This window comes from Oceanobacillus sp. J11TS1 (assembly GCF_018333215.1).
GTDB lineage: Bacteria > Bacillota > Bacilli > Bacillales > Amphibacillaceae > Oceanobacillus.
Genome location: NZ_BORO01000016.1, coordinates 64,799 through 81,653 on the forward strand (window position 1 = coordinate 64,799; position 16,855 = coordinate 81,653).

A 16,855-nucleotide genomic window follows, 5' to 3' on the forward strand; every position below is an offset into this window, starting at 1 on the left:
ATTTGTTGAAATAAGGATGTTCCAAAGCCCTCTGTACATAAAAAGGGCGTCTCTGCTAGGAAGGATTATTCGTAATGGTGGTAACAGGTGCATAGCCTTCTTGCATTTGCATCATGTCTGGCGGTGTAAGCTGTGGTACCTGATAATATCCGTGTTTATTTTGGTATAAAGAAATTTCATAAGCCATTTCAATACAGTTTGGAAGCGAATCTGCAAGAACTCTGCGTACAACAGGGTTTGTAGTTTCTAATGCTGCGGTCGCTTTCACTGGTACGCTTGATTTAACTGCACATAACATGTTCTGTGCGATGGCTTCATCGTTTATTTCATCGGGTGCTTGCATTGTTTTTTTCGGTTGAGAAGGTTTTAACCCATAAGTGACCTGGTTATCTTGATTCATTTTATAAGTCTGGGTAGGATGAGAAGGGTCTTTACCAGTTTTAAAACATTCCAAAGTAATGTTGTATTCATCTTGCATGAATGCTTTTTGACGCTCTAAAATATCCCGAAGTTCTGGATCTTTTATCTTTTCACTTAAAAGTGTGTACGTATTCATCGTATTAATTGCACCTGACAATACCTCATGGACATCGAGTATCTCATGACCGCCGTGGTTCATCTGTTGCGTGTTTTGATTATTTTCCATGGAAATCCTCCTAATGATTTTTACCTTCATATATATGGTGACAATATTTAAACCAATTATGCATCTTACTACGATATTTATTACAGAGCTGGGGAATAATCGTGACGTTTAAGTAGGGATAATTTGGTTACTAAAAGCACCTAAGAATGAAAAAATATTGCTTATAATTTGGTGAAGAGGGGGCATATTAACCTTTAGACGAATGTATATAGGAATTCTTATTCCAAATAAACGTTTGTCTACCAAACAGAAGGAGGAATTATCAATGAATAACAATAATTTTAATCGCAATGACAACAGAAAGCGTAACAACGACAATAACAACAGAAATCAGGTCGACAATGTTGAATTTGCAAATGAGTTTATTGATTTAGACAACATTGATAATAACAACGATAACAACGAAAATCGCAAAGATCGTAATGAAAGACAAAACCGACAAAATCGTCGTAAATAATTAAAGTGAAAAACACCTGTCTTAAGGAACTTTGTATCCATAAGGCAGGTGTTTTCTTAACTCACGCTTACTTAGATCATTTAAATACCTCCAAACGCAATAGTTAGGAGGCATCCATAGTCATTCATCTTTGTCTTTTCTGTCGTAAAATTCTTCGCTGGCTTCTGTTTGCAAGTTATCTGAATGAAGGTGATTTTGATCTTTGTCCACATTGTCAAAAACAAAATTACGTAAATATCTGTGATAAAAAAGTTCACCTATGGTAATTAAGAATGCAGCTATTAATGCAGCGGCATCCAGCGAAAGCATGCTATCATATAAAAAGGACCCTATTACCCAGATGCCAATGTAAGCAAGTGCAAAGTCGCCAACCGCGGCTGCAATGTTACCTATTCTAGGCAGTATAAGCATATCCCCTGCAAAAGCAACCACGGTTAAAATCAAACTGGTAATAAATAGATTGCTGAAAGAAATATTAAAAATCATACCTAATGTTATCCATAATATTACGACAGTAGCAACCAATTTTAATAAGAATGCTAAAATATATCTCATCAAATCATCTTCCTTAAAAATTATTTACGAACATTTGTATTTTCTCTCGCATACTAGATTTTATTCGTTCTATAACTGTGTAACGTAAAAGTATCAAAACAGTTAAACGTTGTTTTTTATAAAAGGGTCCATTAAGTGATTGTATTACTTGGAAACCTCCTTTATCTTTAAAGGATAGCATGCAAGAGTGAAGAGCAGTAAATCGCATGCAGAAAACTACCTCCATCATCTGAATCTAACCAACCTTTCTTTCCAATAAAGTGAACAAATATGCAGTTACGGATGTTAGACAAAATGATAATGTTTTGATATTGTCATAAAAGCGACAAGCAAATTGGTGTATTTATAGAAAAAATATTGTATATTGAAACTGTATCTGAATTTTTATCATAGAGTTACTTTTCGTAAACTTGCGCTGAATAAAGTATGGTTTGATAGGTTAGAAATGGTTAATTTGCTAAAAGACAAGTGAGCGCAATTTTCTCATGTTAAATTTACATAGAAATAGGAGAGGTGTTTGTATGAAGAAAAAATCGCCATTCAAAATAATTGTGGCTATTACTTTAGTTATTGTTGCACTAGTTGTTGTCTTAGTCGTCCTGGTGAACCAGAACAATTCTGAATCTCTGGGAAGAGAATTTGATGAAGCGCCGTCAACGGAAGGGCAGCCTATACTCGGTGATCCTGACGCTCCGGTAACGGTTGTAGAATTTGGAGATTTTAAATGTCCTGGATGTAAAACATGGGGTGACCGTTATTTGCCTCAATTGATGAAAGATTATATAGACGATGGTAAGGTAAAATTTGCATTTGTTAATGTCTTGTTCCATGGGGAAGAATCAAGATTAGCTTCCTTGGCTGCGGAGACCGTACAAGAGCAGTCCCCTGAAGCATATTGGGACTTCCATCAAGCGCTTTTTGATGCGCAACCTGCCGGAAACCATGAAGGAGCATGGGTAACGATGGATAAACTAGAGGAAATTGCTAATGGTATTAACGCGATTGATACGGAAGCATTCATGGAAGCGATCGAAAATAACGCACTAATGGACGAGCTTGTCATTGATTCTGACTTGGTCAGTAAGTTTGAAATTGAATCAACTCCGACTATCATGATCAATAATGTGATGATAGAAGGCGATGATACATTTGATTATGACGTTATCAAACAAGCCATTGATGAGGCTTTAGGTGAGTAAAATGGATAAATTTGATAAGAGACAGCTTTTTATGTATTTTGCTTGGGTAGTTTCGCTTATTGCAACACTGGGAAGTCTTTATTTTAGTGAAATAAAGGGGTTTATACCATGTGAATTATGCTGGTATCAGCGCATTGCGATGTATCCATTGGCGTTAATCCTTGGCATAGCAACATTTAAACAGGATTTTTCAGTCAAAAAATATATGCTGCCAATTGCGATTATTGGCTGGTGTATCTCACTTTACCATTACTTGGAGCAAAAAGTTCCGGGATTTGCGCCAGTAAGGCCATGTGTAGGCAGTGTACCATGTAATATGGAGTATATTAATTGGTTAGGTTTTATGACGATACCATTTTTAGCATTTGTTGCTTTTACACTCATTATTATTTTTATGTTCTGCGTAAAAACAAATAAAAATTAAATTATAAACCACCGGGAGTGAATTTTTCCCGGTGGTTTATTATGTTTTATAAGACCATCTCTGTTGATTCGATTTGTTAAAAATAAATTAGCTGTCTATTTGTCCTGTTTCATTACTATGGAATGTAAAGAATAAGTTAAGTTTTTAAAGAGAATCTAGGATTGCTAGATAGAAGATGTTACAATCATCATAACTTTTTTAGGCATGGGAGAAGAGGAGGTTGTGATGATACGGACGAAAATCGTAAAAGGATATAAGGCACTTTTGGAAATATTTTTAATTTCAACCAGACTCGGGTTGACCTCTTTTGGCGGACCTACAGCGCATCTAGGTTATTTTCATGAAGAGTATGTAAACAGAAGGAAATGGATGGATGAAAAAAGTTATGCAGATTTGGTAGCACTGGCACAGTTCTTGCCAGGACCAGCCAGTAGCCAGGTGGGCATTGGCATAGGTGTTATGCGTGCCGGTATATTAGGCGGGATAATATCTTTTATCGGATTTACAATGCCTTCTGTTATTGCGCTTATTCTCTTCGCCGTCTTGCTTACGGAGATGGATATAAGTCATACAGGATGGATTCATGGATTAAAGATTGTTGCAGTAGTCATTGTGGCGCATGCTATTATGGGAATGGCCAAAAATTTAACCCCGGATATAAGAAGAAAATCGATAGCTTTATTTGCTCTCATTGGTACACTTGTCTGGCAAACTGCTTTTACACAAATTGACGTTATTTTAATAGCTGCATTGTTAGGTTTTCTTTTATTTAAACAGCATGAAGATAAAGAAGGAGCGAGCTTTCTATTTCCGATTTCTAAACGTATTTCTGTGATATGTTTACTGCTGTTCTTGGGCTTTCTTTTTTTATTTCCAATTCTGCGCGAAGTGACTGGGTCAACTTGGGTAGCTATGCTTGACAGTTTTTATAGGGCAGGATCCTTGGTTTTTGGTGGCGGTCACGTTGTGTTGCCTTTATTGGAACAGGAATTAGTACCCAAAGGCTGGATTAGCGAGGAAGCATTTTTGGCAGGATATGGCGTTACGCAAGCAGTGCCGGGACCATTATTCACGTTTTCCGCCTATTTAGGCGCTGTTATGAAAGGCTGGCTGGGCGGTTTACTAGCTACTTTTGCTATATTCTTACCTGCCTTTCTTCTTATTTTAGGTGCACTACCGTTTTGGGATCGTTTACGTCATAACGCTAAAATGAAAGGTGCAATGATGGGCGTAAACGCTGCTGTTGTAGGGATACTAATTTCTGCTTTTTATCATCCAATTTGGACAAGTTCTATATTAACATCCCTTGATTTTGCGTTGGCTGCAGTGCTGTTCAGTATGCTTGTTTATTGGAAACTCCCGCCCTGGGTGATTGTAGTTACTGGGATTATCGGAGGAGCGGTCTTATCCTTTCTTTAATCTGAAGGCGCAAAGGAGAGAGGTTGCATCCTTTATAAATAGAGAAAAAATGAGATTCGATGCAGTAATTCTTTTCATCGAATCTCGTTTCCATTTGTGGTTTATGCTCCTTCTATCATATCCCGTCTCTTGTATCCAAGGTAACCTAATACCATCAATGCGATGCTAATCGCCATTATTGTAATGAATACAGGCGCATCAAACTCTTCCATTGGCAATTGTGGAATCCAGCTTTGAATCGCTGTTTTGGAAAAGGCATCTGGTAAGTCCAAGATACCGCCAAAATAATTTAGCATAAAGGAGTAACCAAGGTAAGCATAAACCACTTTTCCTAGTTTTGGCGCCCAGCCGAGTGCTAAAGCAGCAAGTCCTGTAAAGAAGAGCAGCGACGGTAAGAAGTTATAGCCGGCAGCTAGAAAATCGACGATATCCATTGTTGCGCTATCTCCCATCGCTGAAATCGCAATGCCCCCAAGACTGCCAGAAGCGAATAAGATTCCGATTAAACCAGCAAAAATTGCTATGCCGATACTGGTCCAATATAATTGGCCTCGGGTCACTTTGGTAGCATGAAGCTGACTTAGGTGTAAACGGCTTTCCTCGGCGAAAAGTTTATTAACAATCGCAATCGGCAAGATAGAAACCAAACCTATCATGACCATCATAATCGTGCCGGTAAAAGACTCTTCAATGGAAAATCCAGAATGAGCAAACATTTGCTTCATTAGCTCATTACTTTCAAGGAAAGTTTGCATATCTCCATAAATGGAACCATAGGCTGCTCCCATTATAACAAAAGCAATTACCCAGCCAATCATAACGCCTTTATTAAGCTTAATAAACAAACCCTGGACAGATAACAAGGATTTTTTTGCGCTTTCTCTTCCTTGTCTTTGAGGCAGATAACTAGCTCCCATATCACGACCGCCTTCAAGTGTAAAGGCAATCACCGTCATGACGACACAGAATATCAAAGCAAAGATTAGCGGAATCCAATTATTTTCTGTAAAGGGGTATGTTAGATATGTCCATCCCATTGGGTTGAACATTGTTAAATCAACATTAGATACATCCGTTCCAGAACGAATAATATATAGCAATCCGACAAGCCCAAGAGCTGAACCCGTTGCACTGGAGGAAGTGGGCATCATTTGCGCCATCACAAGTGCTATCCCCGCACCGATGATACCAGCCATACCAATGGAAGCTCCAAATAGGAAGGAACTTTGCGCAGAGATTGTATCTGCGCCAAAGCTTGCCATAACTCCGCCGATAAAAAGTGCCAGTAAGATATTAATGAACACTGTTTCTGCCATAGCAGCAAGCGAATTAGCTTGACGTCCTATTTGGAATGAGCGGACAAGCTCTGTCAGTCCAAGATCCTCTTCCTTACGGGTATGTCCTACCACATGTAAAACTGCGATAATCATCGCAAACAAGCCACAGAATAATAACATTTCATGTGCATACATGGCTCCGAGTGTATAATCAGCCGCTGCTTCGACTGGTGTAGGACCGACCATAGCAGTCATAGCAGGGTTTTGCAAGGTTTCAAACATCCCAATCAAGCCTTGCCCTTTGGCTATTTCTTCAAAGGCTGGTATGAAAGCTGCGGAAAACAAGCCAATTCCTAAAATCCAAATAATTATTTTCTTCCAATCACGTTTTAGATATTGTAAAAAAAGGGTATTCGAACGTGCAAATTTTTCCTTCATCGTATTTCACCTCCGTATATGCTTAGCCTTCATAATGGCGCATAAACAAATCTTCGAGAGTTGGCGGCACCGATTCGAATTTGGTGACACCTAACTTTGTTGCTTCCTTTAAAATATCGTTCATGCATTGATTATCCGCAGAGAATGTCGCTTGATTATCCTTTTGGGTAAAATCGTGTACGCCATTTACAGAAGCCATTTCCGCCACATCGCCTTTTGTTACAAGGGTTACGGTAGAACGAGTCAAGTGGCGTAATTCATCGAGCGTGCCGGTCTCAACAATTTTTCCTTGGCGAATAATGACGACCTTATCTGCTAAGCGTTCCACTTCACTTAAAATATGTGAGGACAGTAAAATAGCTTTACCTGCTTGTTTGATTTTTTCTACTTCCTCTTGGAAAACTGCTTCCATCAATGGATCCAGACCAGAAGTCGGCTCATCAAAAATATATAGATCGGAATCCACAGACAATGCGGCAATCAAGCCAACTTTTTGACGATTTCCTTTTGAATAGCCCTTTGCCTTTTTCTTCGGATCTAATTCAAAGCGTTTAATTAAATAATCCCTTTTTTGTTTGTCGCCGCCACCATGCAATTTAATGAATAAATCAATAATTTCTCCACCTGTCAGACTGCCCCAAAGGGCCACATCTCCTGGAACATAAGAAATACGTTTATGAATTTCAAGGCTGTCTTTCCATACGTCCTTTCCGAAAATCTCGGCATCACCGGCATCACGTTTAATAATTCCTAATAAAGCACGAATCGTTGTGGATTTTCCTGCCCCGTTCGGACCGATAAAGCCAACTACTTCACCAGCATTTACCGTGAAAGTCACATCACTTAACGCTTGAAACTTACCGAATTTCTTTTGCAAGCCTTGTAATTTCACAATCTCTGTCATAACCCTGACACTCCTTCTGTAATAATGTAATATCATCTTACAACGTGCTTTCCGTTTAAAACAAAGTTAAAAACTATAAACAGATTTTTAGTTCGCATTATTTTATCTAGAATCTATTTTAAACTAAAATATGTTTATGAGTTCAATATTATTACTTTGTTAAAATATAGTCAATAAGATAAATACTATTTTTTGTTTGATAGTTCATAAGCGTTTGTTTATAATAAATAGGAAGAAACAAGGTTATTTGAAGATAATTTTTGAACGATAAATAGAAAGCAGGCATGTATATGAATGGTTTTCAAAAACGAGCAAAAGAAAAGAAAATACAAATTTTAGAAGCAGCTTTGGAGTTGTTGAATACAAATGTTGGCGAAGGAAATGTAACGATGGAGATGATTGCCAAGCATGCCAATGTCGGAAAAGCAACGATCTTTAAATATTTTGGCAATAAAGAGAATCTCATCCATGAAGTTTATAAGCACTTTTTAGGGGAGATGGGCAAAACAGCGAAGCAGATTATGGCTGAGAATAAATCTTTTGAAGAGACGTTGATTGCAATGACTAAAAATAAAATTGCCTATTTAGATAAAATTAGTAAAGAATTTTATCTGGATATGATGCAGTATCTTACTGAAAAAGGAGAGGATGGGCTCTCGGTGATGATGCAGCAGTATGCCCAAGAAAGTTTTGGTATGATGTTGGATTTATTCCATCGGGGGCGTAAAGAAGGGAAGATTGATTTAAAATATTCGGATGAGTTTCTGCTCCTTTATTTTCAAGCCCTTGTTGAGGGTATTTCAAGTCCGCAGGTTTATGAGAAAATTGTACCTTATACGGAGGAATGGACGGAAATGCTGATTAAAGGGATTGCTCCAAATAAAAGAGAATAGCTGCCATCGCATTGCCGGCAGACTGCTATGGACAAGAAGGGCTCAAATGAAAAGTAGAATACCATATGATGCTCTTTGCAGAGAAAATTATCTCCTGTTAAAAAATAAGAATATGATGAATAGATTCAAAACAAAACATTTAAAATATTTGGAGACAGAAGTTAATTTCTGGTATCGAATATGCTATTATGGGTTATAATCCATTTACAGATTGGATGTTGGATAGAAACGGTAAAGGAGTCAACGGATAATGACAGAAAAAGAGTTAGAAATATTAAGAATCCTAGAAGAAAATGCACGCATTGATTCTAGTACATTAGCAAAAATGACACGTATAAGCGAAGAAGAAGTGAAAGAGATTTTGCAAAAATTAGAGAAAATGAAAGTGATTTTAAATTATACAACGGTCATTGACTGGAGCAAGGTGCCACAGGCTGAGCGGGTGACGGCGATGATTGATGTGAAAGTAACACCCAAACGAGGCGTCGGATTTGATGAGGTTGCGGAGCGAATTTACCGTTTTCCGGAGGTTCAGGCTTTATATCTCATGTCTGGGGCTTACGATCTTCAAGTGGTGATTGAAGGTAAAACAATGCAGGAGATCGCCCGATTTGTTTCCGAAAAACTTTCCTCGATTGACTCTGTGTTATCCACAACGACACATTTTCAATTAAAGAAATACAAACATGATGGGATTATTTTTGAAGAAGTCGAAGAAGATCGCAGAATTGTGGTGACACCATGAGCCAAGTGAGTGTACCGACAAAAAATCGTTTATCGTCACGTGTGCAAGAGATTAAGCCATCTGGTATCCGAAGATTTTTTGATTTGGCTTCTACGATGGATAATATTATTTCCTTAGGTGTCGGCGAGCCTGATTTCATCACGCCATGGAATATTCGTGAGGCTAGTATTTCGTCGATGGAACGAGGTTTCACTGCTTATTCAGCAAATGCTGGCGTGCTTGAGCTGAGACAGGAAATCACAAAATATATGTATCAGCGTTTTGATGTGGATTATAACCCGGAAACAGAAGTGCTGGTAACCGTCGGTGCGAGTGAAGCAATTGATATTGGCTGCCGGGCGATCTTGGATCCAGGTGATGAAGTTATCATTGTGGAACCGGGATTTGTATCCTATTCTCCGCTCGTATCCATGGCAGGTGGGGTGCCCGTTTCGGTGGGGACAAAAATAGAGGATGACTTTAAAGTGTCAGCGGACCAAATCAGGGATGCGATTACAGAGAAAACGAAGGCAATCATGATCAGTTTTCCAAATAACCCAACTGGCGCTGTGATGTTAAAAGAAGACCTTCAAGAAATAGCAACACTGGTAGAAGAACATGATTTAATGGTTTTTTCTGACGAGATTTACGCAGAATTAAGCTATGATCACAAGCATTTCAGTTTTGCAGCTCTTGAAGGAATGAAGGAGAGAACGATTTTAATCTCTGGATTCTCGAAAGCTTTTGCAATGACGGGCTGGCGTTTAGGGTTTGTGATGGCGCCGGCTGATGTGCTGGCGGCAATGCTGAAGCTTCATCAGTACAGTTTAATGTGTGCACCAACGATGGCACAGTATGGAGCGCTTGAAGCCTTAAAGAGTGGTATGGATGATGTAGAAAGAATGACGCAGTCCTACAAGCAGCGAAGGGGATTCCTTGTCGAATCTTTTACAGAGATGGGCTTAGCATGTCATATGCCTGGGGGAGCATTTTATGCATTTCCGTCTATCAAAGCGACAGGTTTAACATCCGAGGAATTTGCCGAGCGATTATTATATGAAGAGCGTGTCGCTGTTGTACCGGGAAATATCTTTGGCGCAGGAGGAGAGGGACATATCCGCTGTTCTTATGCAACATCGATGGAAAATCTGCAGGAAGCAACGAAACGGATGCAACGTTTTGTCAGCAGTTACTTGGGAGGATAACTGAAACAAATAAAGGGAGCTGCCAGCTTAAAATTGGCAGCTCCCTATATAACGATTCTCTATGATAAAAAATCCCCGCTTATTGCTTTCTTTTAAACAATAAGCGGGGATATTCTTTTAAACAATTAAGCAAATATATCGCTGATTTTTTTTACGTCTTCTTCAGATAAGGAAATCTCTGCTGCGCGTTGGTTGCTTAGTACCTGATCCGGGCGTTTTGCTCCTGGAATAATAACATCAACAGAGGGCTGAGTGAAATACCAAGCCAACACAATATGTGCAACTTCTTCGCCGTATTTATCAGCGATTTCTCTAACCTTGTCTATTTTTTCAAGGTTATCTAAGAATTGCTGTCCTTGAAAATTTGGATTATCTGCGCGTAAATCGGAGAAAGTAGAATCTTTATCATATTTACCGGCTAATAACCCGGATTCTAACGGGAAGTAAGGAATAAAGGTAATATTATTTTCTGACGTATAAGGGAAATACGTTTTTTCCGCATCTCGTTTTAATAAATTGTATTCTCCTTGTAAAACATCTACATAGCCATCTTGGTTTGCTTCCTTCAATTGATCCAATGAGAAGTTAGAAACGCCAATAGAGCGGATTTTACCTTGATCTTTTAATTCCTTCAGCGCTCCGACTGCTTCTGCTTTCGGCGTGTCCTCATCAGGAAAATGAATATAAAACAGGTCAATATAATCTGTTTGCAGACGTTTCAAAGCATCCTCTACGCCTTGTTTTAAAAATGCCGGTGAATTATCCATTACCGTATCATTACCGACAAATTTATGAGCTGCTTTGGTTGCAACTACAACATCTTCCCGATTGTATTCTCGGATAACTTCTCCAATTAATTCTTCGGAACGTTTCGGTCCGTAAATAAAAGCTGTATCTAATAAGTTGATGCCATTATCCAACGCGGTTCGAACCACATTTTTCCCTTGTTCTTCATCCAACATATTTGGATATAGATTATGACCGCCTACAGCGTTCGTTCCTAGTCCAATCGGGTTTACTGAAATATCTGATTTGCCCAATTTCACATGCTTTACCATCTAAAAACCCCTTTCCCGATAAAATTACTTCTATTAAAATATACCACATTATAGGGAACATAAAACATAGAAATGCTTAGACAATATGTACAGGTACTAATCTTTCACGACCAATCCAATCAAAGAAGCAAATTGAATCGCTTGATAAGGAGAAACCTTACAGCCTCTTAAATTTTCTAAAGAAACGGTAAGTGTTTCAAAACTGGAGGAACTCAAGTCTATTCCTTTTAGGGAAGTTGCTTCAAAGTTCGTTTCATTCAGGTCACATCGATTAAATTCGATTTTTTTGAATCTGCAGCTGTAGAAGTCAACATTTGTTAAAACGGCTTCCTGAAAGATAACTTTTTCTAGCTTGGCATTTCCGAAAGTTGCCAGATTTAGTGTAGAATCTTCAAAACTAACATTGCCTATAGATGACTCAGGAAATTCACAGCCGACCAGCTTACAATGAATAAACTCCACCCGGTGAATAGAGGATTTCGTTAAGTTCACATTGGATAGATCACAATTTTCGAAACGGACATCTGTCAGCTCTATATGGCTAAAGTCAGTATGGTTAAATTGACAATTTCTAATCACAGCATCGTAAATTCTCACACGCTCTACTACTTCATTGGTAAACTCGGCTCCGGTAATTTGGCACGTTTCCAATATAGGATCCTCTTCATAAAAAATATCCGTAAATCTTTTTTCTGTTAGTACAGGAGATATTTTAGGGATATCAATTTTCATCTTATACCTTCTTTCTTTGACGGGTGTTCATTTAAACTAGTATATCAAAAAGCGGCCTGCATGTCTGAACGGATAACTACTTTCGCTTATTCTTTTTGATATAATAAATAGAGAATAAACGACTGGGAGGGAAGGCTGAATGAGTAGGTCGGAATTGGCGATTTTTACAAATATGTGCATGATTGAAAATGAGAAAGGACAAATTTTGGTGCAGGACAGACAAAATCCGAACTGGCCAGGGGTGACTTTTCCTGGAGGGCATATTGAAAAGGGGGAATCTTTTCATGATGCAGTTGTCCGAGAAATAGAGGAGGAGACAGGTTTACATATCAAAAATCCAGTACTCTGCGGAACAAAGCAATTCCAAACGAATTGAGAGGAAAGATACGTTGTTTTGTTCTATCTGTCCCAGTCGAGAGTACCCATCCTCAAGGAGTCTTGTGAGTAGGGTGGGGTGAATCGACTTCGGACCGGGATTGGCTAATGCCAATTTAAATGATCCGACTTCTTAAAAGAGAACGTACATGCTATAATAAAGGAGAACAAATATTCCTTTCGGGAGGTGAGGTTATGTTAAAAAAGAATCCAACGTTTTATTATAAAACAGACCAAATCTGGATCAAGCCGGGGCATTGCATGCATCCATACTTCAACCAGATGTGTCAACATGCAAAAAACATGTATAATGTAGTTAATTTTTACATCAGGCAGGTTTTCACTGGGTTAAAAGCAGAAACACCGCACCCCTTACAACAAGAAGTATTGGAAACTATTCGTCAAAACTTGGAATCTATGAATGAACGACAGCGACAGGCGTATCAACGTCGGCTGGAAAAAGAAAGTCAAAAGCCTGTCGAAAAGCGAAAAGAAGTCACATGCAATCTGTTTGAAGCACCAACAAAAGAAAAACCGTATCTTCATTATAACTTTCTAAACAGTTTATTTCTTGTAATCAAGCAACCTGATTATCTTTCTTTACCGATACAAAGCAGCCAATGGGTAATGAAAACCGTTTTTCAAAACTGGAAAAGCTTTTACGCCAGTTTAAAGGATTACAAAAAACATCCGAAAAAGTACAACGCAAAACCCCGCATCCCAGGATATTCCCGCACCTCAGAAAAAGAAATTATTTTCACCAACCAGGATTGTTGCATCAAAGACAAGAAATATTTAAAGTTCCCGAAGACAAAGGAAAAACTTACTATTGGTAAATTGGGATTGACAGAAGGAAAATTAATGCAAGTACGCATCATTCCCAAGTATGGTCACTATGTGGTGGAACTAATAACGAAAGTGGAATATGACCCTGTTGAGCCAATGGAAAGCAACCGTTGTATGGCACTGGATTTAGGCATAAATAACCTTGTTTCTGCGGTAACAAATACGGGCTCATCCCCTTTTCTGATAAAAGGAGGAAATGTTAAATCCATCAATCAATATTACAACAAACAAAAAGCATATTTGCTTGGAATTCTACGTCATGGGAAGGCATCAAATGAAGGACAATTTACGTCAAAACGATTGGAACGGCTTCATCAGGTTAGGCACCGAAAGCTAAAGGACATCTTTCATAAAGCCAGCCGTATAATTGTGAATCTTGCCTTAGAAGAAAAGGTAGACACAATCATTATTGGGAAAAACGAAGGCTGGAAACAGAAAGTGAATATGGGTAAAATAGGCAATCAAAAATTTATCGGCATTCCGCATGCCATATTGATCAACATGATTAGATACAAGGCGGAAAAATGTGGAATTAAAGTCATCACGGTAGAAGAATCGTACACATCAAAGGCGAGTTTCATAGATAGGGATGATCTCCCTGTATATCATGAAACAAAGGGTACTCCTGTGTTCACCGGAAAACGAGTGAAACGTGGGCTTTATCGTACTTGTAAAGGATTACTTTTAAATGCCGACATTAACGGAGCAGCAAACATATTTAGGAAATTTGTGAGCAAGTCACCAAAAAAACAAGCTTTATCATTAGACTCCGTGAATATTTGGCAACCCAAAATAATTTAAAAGAAGTACCAAAGGCGGGACCAATGGTATAGAGGGGCTGGGTGTAAAGCGTTCATCAATGTGACAGCTCCACTGACGTTAAGCGGCTAATGTGTCGATACGTTAGAAACCCCCACTTCAAATTTTGAAAAAATTAAGTGGTGGGAATATTCATAAAACCAATTCTTTTTCTGGAGAATTAAAAAGCTCAGATGAAGGTGAAGTATTTTGGATCGAAAAGGGGCAGCTGACAGATTATACGCTGGCTAATGATTTTTTAGAGATGTACCGAGTGTTTGTGAATGAAAATATTTCTGAGTTCTATTATATAATCAGCTGGGAGAAGAATGGACGGTAAGTTTGTTGTAGTAAATTATTCGTCATCTAAGTATTGGGGAAAGCCTCGAAAAGAAAGCAAGCCAATTCATGATTGAGGCATTTAATTAGAGGGAACAATAAATAAGAATAGATGCAAAAGATGGAGGGTTTTATCATGGGAAATACGTTTAAAGCACTTGTTATTGAACAAGAGAATGAAAATTTAAATCTAAATGTAAAAGAAATGGAATTGTCCGATTTACCAGATGGTGAAGTTCTTATTAAAGTAAAATATAGCGGCATCAATTATAAAGATGGACTTGCCGCGCATCCAAATGGAAATATTGTAAAGGAATACCCTTTTATTCCGGGAATTGATTTAGCTGGAGAAGTAGTAGATTCCAAAGATGATCGCTATCAAAAAGGAGATCAGGTTATTGTAACAAGTTATGAATTAGGTGTTTCTCATTTTGGAGGATACAGCGAATATGCACGTGTGCATGCGGACTGGGTTGTGCCACTTCCTGAAGGTCTAAGTTTAAAAGAGAGCATGATATTAGGAACTGCAGGTTTTACAGCTGCCTTATCGGTGCAAAGATTAGAAGCGAATGGACTTAAACCGGAAAGCGGTTCTGTCCTTGTTACTGGTGCAACAGGCGGTGTAGGTAGTATCGCCATTTCTCTATTGAAAAAAAGAGGCTACCACGTGACAGCCAGTACAGGAAAATCCTCTGAAGAAGCTTACCTAAAACAACTAGGGGCAGATGAAGTGGTTGATAGAGACGAAGTTTATAATGGGGAAGTGAGAAAGCTTGATAAGCAAAAATGGGCGGGTGCCGTTGATGCGGTGGGCGGAGAACCATTAGCTTCCTTGTTATCACAAATAAAATATCTTGGCAGTGTTGCTGTGAGCGGGATGGCAGCCGGTGTAAATGTTCCATCCACTGTTTTTCCATTTATTTTGCGGGGCGTTTCACTGCTTGGAATTGATTCTGTTTATTGCCCGATGGAAGAGCGTAAACATATTTGGGAACGTTTGGCCACAGACTTAAAATTAGATAACCTTGAGGAGTTAGTCTTTAAGGAAGTCGTATTAGAGGCCTTGCCAGATATCTTGCCATCTACATTAGAAAGCAACCATCTCGGCAGAGTGCTTGTGAATTTGGAGAAATAACATCTTTTTTAGCGGCATACAGCTTTTCCTGCGTAATGTATGCCGTTTGTTTTTTATTGCATTTTTGAGTATAATTTGGATGGATTATCTATATCTATAAACCAATTCTCTGTGGAGATTTGGGCTTTTGCTAAAAATAACCCCTAACGCCTCAGCAGGCTAATAAAGGGTTATTTTTTATGCTAACACCAATTCGAAGGAACCATGATAAATTAAATATCTAGAGCGGGAAATACTGATGATAAACTGTTTCGTAAAAGCGTTCCTTAAATAATTTAACAGGAAAAGGAGACATATAGGATGAAGAATTATGTGTTTTTAGTTACTGGTACCTTCTTCTTTGCTGTTTCAGTTGCTATTTTTGCGATGCCAAACTCTTTAGCAGAAGGGGGAGTCCCAGGGCTGGCGCTTCTTATGTATCATGGATTGGCCATCTCTCCAGCGCTGACCACCCTCCTTGCAAATGCAATAACACTCCTGATTGGTTACCGCTATTTACCAACAGATATGATTATTAAATCCATTGTGACCATACCGCTATTTTCATTTTTTATATACATGATGGAAGATTTTGGTGCAGCTATACCAGATCCACTCTTAGCAGCTATATTTGCTGGAGTTTTTACAGGTGTCGGTTTTGGCTTCATTTTTCGTTCCGGAAGCACTACAGGAGGGACGTCAACGATCGCCCGCATGTTAAACTATAAATTCGGCTGGGAATTAACAGGGACAAACTTTGTTTTGGATGTATCTGTTGTGATTGCCGGTATTTTTGTTATTGGTCCACTATACACGATGTACACCGTGCTTGCCCTGTTTATCGGGAAAAGGGTAACCGACTATGTTCTAGAAGGATTTGAATCTAAGAGTGTGGTTCATATCTTTTCAAGTAAAACAGAAGAAGTTGAGAATGCCATCCAAACGAGTCTTGGTACGCATACAACTGTATTAAAAGCAGAGAAAAATCCAGATGGCATCGAGGAAAATCTGATCTATGTGGCTATCCCAAGGCAACGTTTATTTTATTTGAAAAAGTTAGTGCAAAGTATTGACGAAAATGCGTTTACGGTTGTACACACCGTGAAAGACGTTACCGGCGGCAGCTTTGCAGAAGCTCACCACCCTGGGCAAAAGACATTCCGAAATAGAAGAATGGAGCAACGCTATTATAAAAAACAAGCAGATGAAGAAAGTTATACCTTGACTGATAATGCTAGTGTTAACAATAACAAATAGGTTCTTTCATCTTAAGAGAATTTATCGAGGCAAAGTACGTAAATATTTATCAAAACTTCTATACTTGTAAAAGAGGCTGGGACATAACTAGCCAAAAATAAAAAAGATGGATTTCACATTGAGTTTTGAAGTGAAATCCATCTTTTTTGAAATCATTTATAAGTAGATACATAAAAAAGCGGCTAGAGGCAGTGT

At 38.6% G+C, this 16,855-nt stretch carries 17 protein-coding genes; 11 read left to right on the plus strand and 6 right to left on the minus strand.

Translation table 11 applies throughout. From position 1 onward, the window contains the following. Nucleotides 1–55: 55 nt before the first annotated feature. A complete protein-coding gene (locus KI343_RS13125) occupies nucleotides 56–646 on the minus strand; it encodes a spore coat protein (protein WP_244856925.1) in 591 nt (196 codons plus the stop codon). A 265-nt stretch (nucleotides 647–911) separates the two neighbouring features. Between KI343_RS13125 and KI343_RS13130 the strand changes: the two genes are divergently transcribed. After that, the gene (locus KI343_RS13130) at nucleotides 912–1,103 is read left to right on the plus strand and encodes a hypothetical protein (RefSeq protein WP_212926875.1); all 192 of its coding nucleotides are present in this window, start codon (nucleotides 912–914) and stop codon (nucleotides 1,101–1,103) included. Between the two features lie 120 nt (nucleotides 1,104–1,223). Here the strand turns inward: KI343_RS13130 and KI343_RS13135 are convergent, their stop codons facing one another. After that, entirely contained in the window at nucleotides 1,224–1,658 is a 435-nt protein-coding gene (locus tag KI343_RS13135) for a YndM family protein (RefSeq protein ID WP_212926895.1), read from the minus strand. A gap of 521 nt (nucleotides 1,659–2,179) precedes the next feature. On the opposite strand from KI343_RS13135, the gene KI343_RS13140 reads away from it, so the two are divergent. From KI343_RS13140 to KI343_RS13150, 3 genes are all read left to right on the plus strand, one after another. Further along, on the plus strand, nucleotides 2,180–2,857 hold the full coding sequence (locus KI343_RS13140) for a DsbA family protein (protein WP_212926876.1): 678 nt from the start codon (nucleotides 2,180–2,182) through the stop codon (nucleotides 2,855–2,857). Nucleotide 2,858: 1 nt separating this feature from the next. Continuing rightward, the gene (locus tag KI343_RS13145) at nucleotides 2,859–3,281 is read left to right on the plus strand and encodes a disulfide oxidoreductase (protein WP_212926877.1); all 423 of its coding nucleotides are present in this window, start codon (nucleotides 2,859–2,861) and stop codon (nucleotides 3,279–3,281) included. 225 nt (nucleotides 3,282–3,506) lie between these two features. Further along, on the plus strand, nucleotides 3,507–4,700 hold the full coding sequence (locus KI343_RS13150; RefSeq protein ID WP_212926878.1) for a chromate transporter: 1,194 nt from the start codon (nucleotides 3,507–3,509) through the stop codon (nucleotides 4,698–4,700). 101 nt (nucleotides 4,701–4,801) lie between these two features. Here the strand turns inward: KI343_RS13150 and KI343_RS13155 are convergent, their stop codons facing one another. Together KI343_RS13155 and KI343_RS13160 are read right to left on the minus strand one after the other, a co-directional pair. Then, nucleotides 4,802–6,415 (minus strand): ABC transporter permease, encoded by a 1,614-nt coding sequence (locus KI343_RS13155; protein WP_212926879.1) that lies wholly within the window; start codon nucleotides 6,413–6,415, stop codon nucleotides 4,802–4,804. Between the two features lie 22 nt (nucleotides 6,416–6,437). Further along, nucleotides 6,438–7,319 (minus strand): ABC transporter ATP-binding protein, encoded by an 882-nt coding sequence (locus KI343_RS13160; RefSeq protein WP_212926880.1) that lies wholly within the window; start codon nucleotides 7,317–7,319, stop codon nucleotides 6,438–6,440. A gap of 290 nt (nucleotides 7,320–7,609) precedes the next feature. On the opposite strand from KI343_RS13160, the gene KI343_RS13165 reads away from it, so the two are divergent. The 3 genes from KI343_RS13165 (at nucleotide 7,610) to KI343_RS13175 (ending at nucleotide 10,141) form a co-directional block, all read left to right on the plus strand. Further along, complete coding sequence (locus KI343_RS13165; RefSeq protein WP_212926881.1) at nucleotides 7,610–8,212, plus strand: TetR/AcrR family transcriptional regulator; 603 nt, start codon at nucleotides 7,610–7,612, stop codon at nucleotides 8,210–8,212. Between the two features lie 250 nt (nucleotides 8,213–8,462). Then, a complete protein-coding gene (locus tag KI343_RS13170; protein ID WP_212926882.1) occupies nucleotides 8,463–8,957 on the plus strand; it encodes an Lrp/AsnC family transcriptional regulator in 495 nt (164 codons plus the stop codon). Further along, on the plus strand, nucleotides 8,954–10,141 hold the full coding sequence (locus tag KI343_RS13175) for an aminotransferase (RefSeq protein ID WP_212926883.1): 1,188 nt from the start codon (nucleotides 8,954–8,956) through the stop codon (nucleotides 10,139–10,141). Before KI343_RS13170 ends, KI343_RS13175 begins: the two co-directional genes overlap by 4 nt. A gap of 125 nt (nucleotides 10,142–10,266) precedes the next feature. On the opposite strand, the gene KI343_RS13180 is transcribed toward KI343_RS13175, so the two are convergent. Both KI343_RS13180 and KI343_RS13185 read right to left on the minus strand, forming a co-directional pair. Next, nucleotides 10,267–11,199: an aldo/keto reductase gene (locus KI343_RS13180; protein WP_212926884.1), complete on the minus strand. Its 933-nt coding sequence runs from the start codon at nucleotides 11,197–11,199 to the stop codon at nucleotides 10,267–10,269. A gap of 96 nt (nucleotides 11,200–11,295) precedes the next feature. Further along, a complete protein-coding gene (locus KI343_RS13185) occupies nucleotides 11,296–11,931 on the minus strand; it encodes a pentapeptide repeat-containing protein (RefSeq protein WP_212926885.1) in 636 nt (211 codons plus the stop codon). Between the two features lie 139 nt (nucleotides 11,932–12,070). Between KI343_RS13185 and KI343_RS13190 the strand changes: the two genes are divergently transcribed. The 4 genes from KI343_RS13190 (at nucleotide 12,071) to KI343_RS13205 (ending at nucleotide 16,660) form a co-directional block, all read left to right on the plus strand. After that, complete coding sequence (locus KI343_RS13190) at nucleotides 12,071–12,307, plus strand: 8-oxo-dGTP diphosphatase (protein ID WP_212926886.1); 237 nt, start codon at nucleotides 12,071–12,073, stop codon at nucleotides 12,305–12,307. 194 nt (nucleotides 12,308–12,501) lie between these two features. Further along, on the plus strand, nucleotides 12,502–13,953 hold the full coding sequence (locus KI343_RS13195) for an RNA-guided endonuclease InsQ/TnpB family protein (protein ID WP_212926887.1): 1,452 nt from the start codon (nucleotides 12,502–12,504) through the stop codon (nucleotides 13,951–13,953). 472 nt (nucleotides 13,954–14,425) lie between these two features. Continuing rightward, on the plus strand, nucleotides 14,426–15,424 hold the full coding sequence (locus KI343_RS13200; RefSeq protein ID WP_212926888.1) for an acrylyl-CoA reductase family protein: 999 nt from the start codon (nucleotides 14,426–14,428) through the stop codon (nucleotides 15,422–15,424). A gap of 300 nt (nucleotides 15,425–15,724) precedes the next feature. Then, entirely contained in the window at nucleotides 15,725–16,660 is a 936-nt protein-coding gene (locus KI343_RS13205; protein WP_212926889.1) for a YitT family protein, read from the plus strand. Nucleotides 16,661–16,855 lie beyond the last annotated feature (195 nt).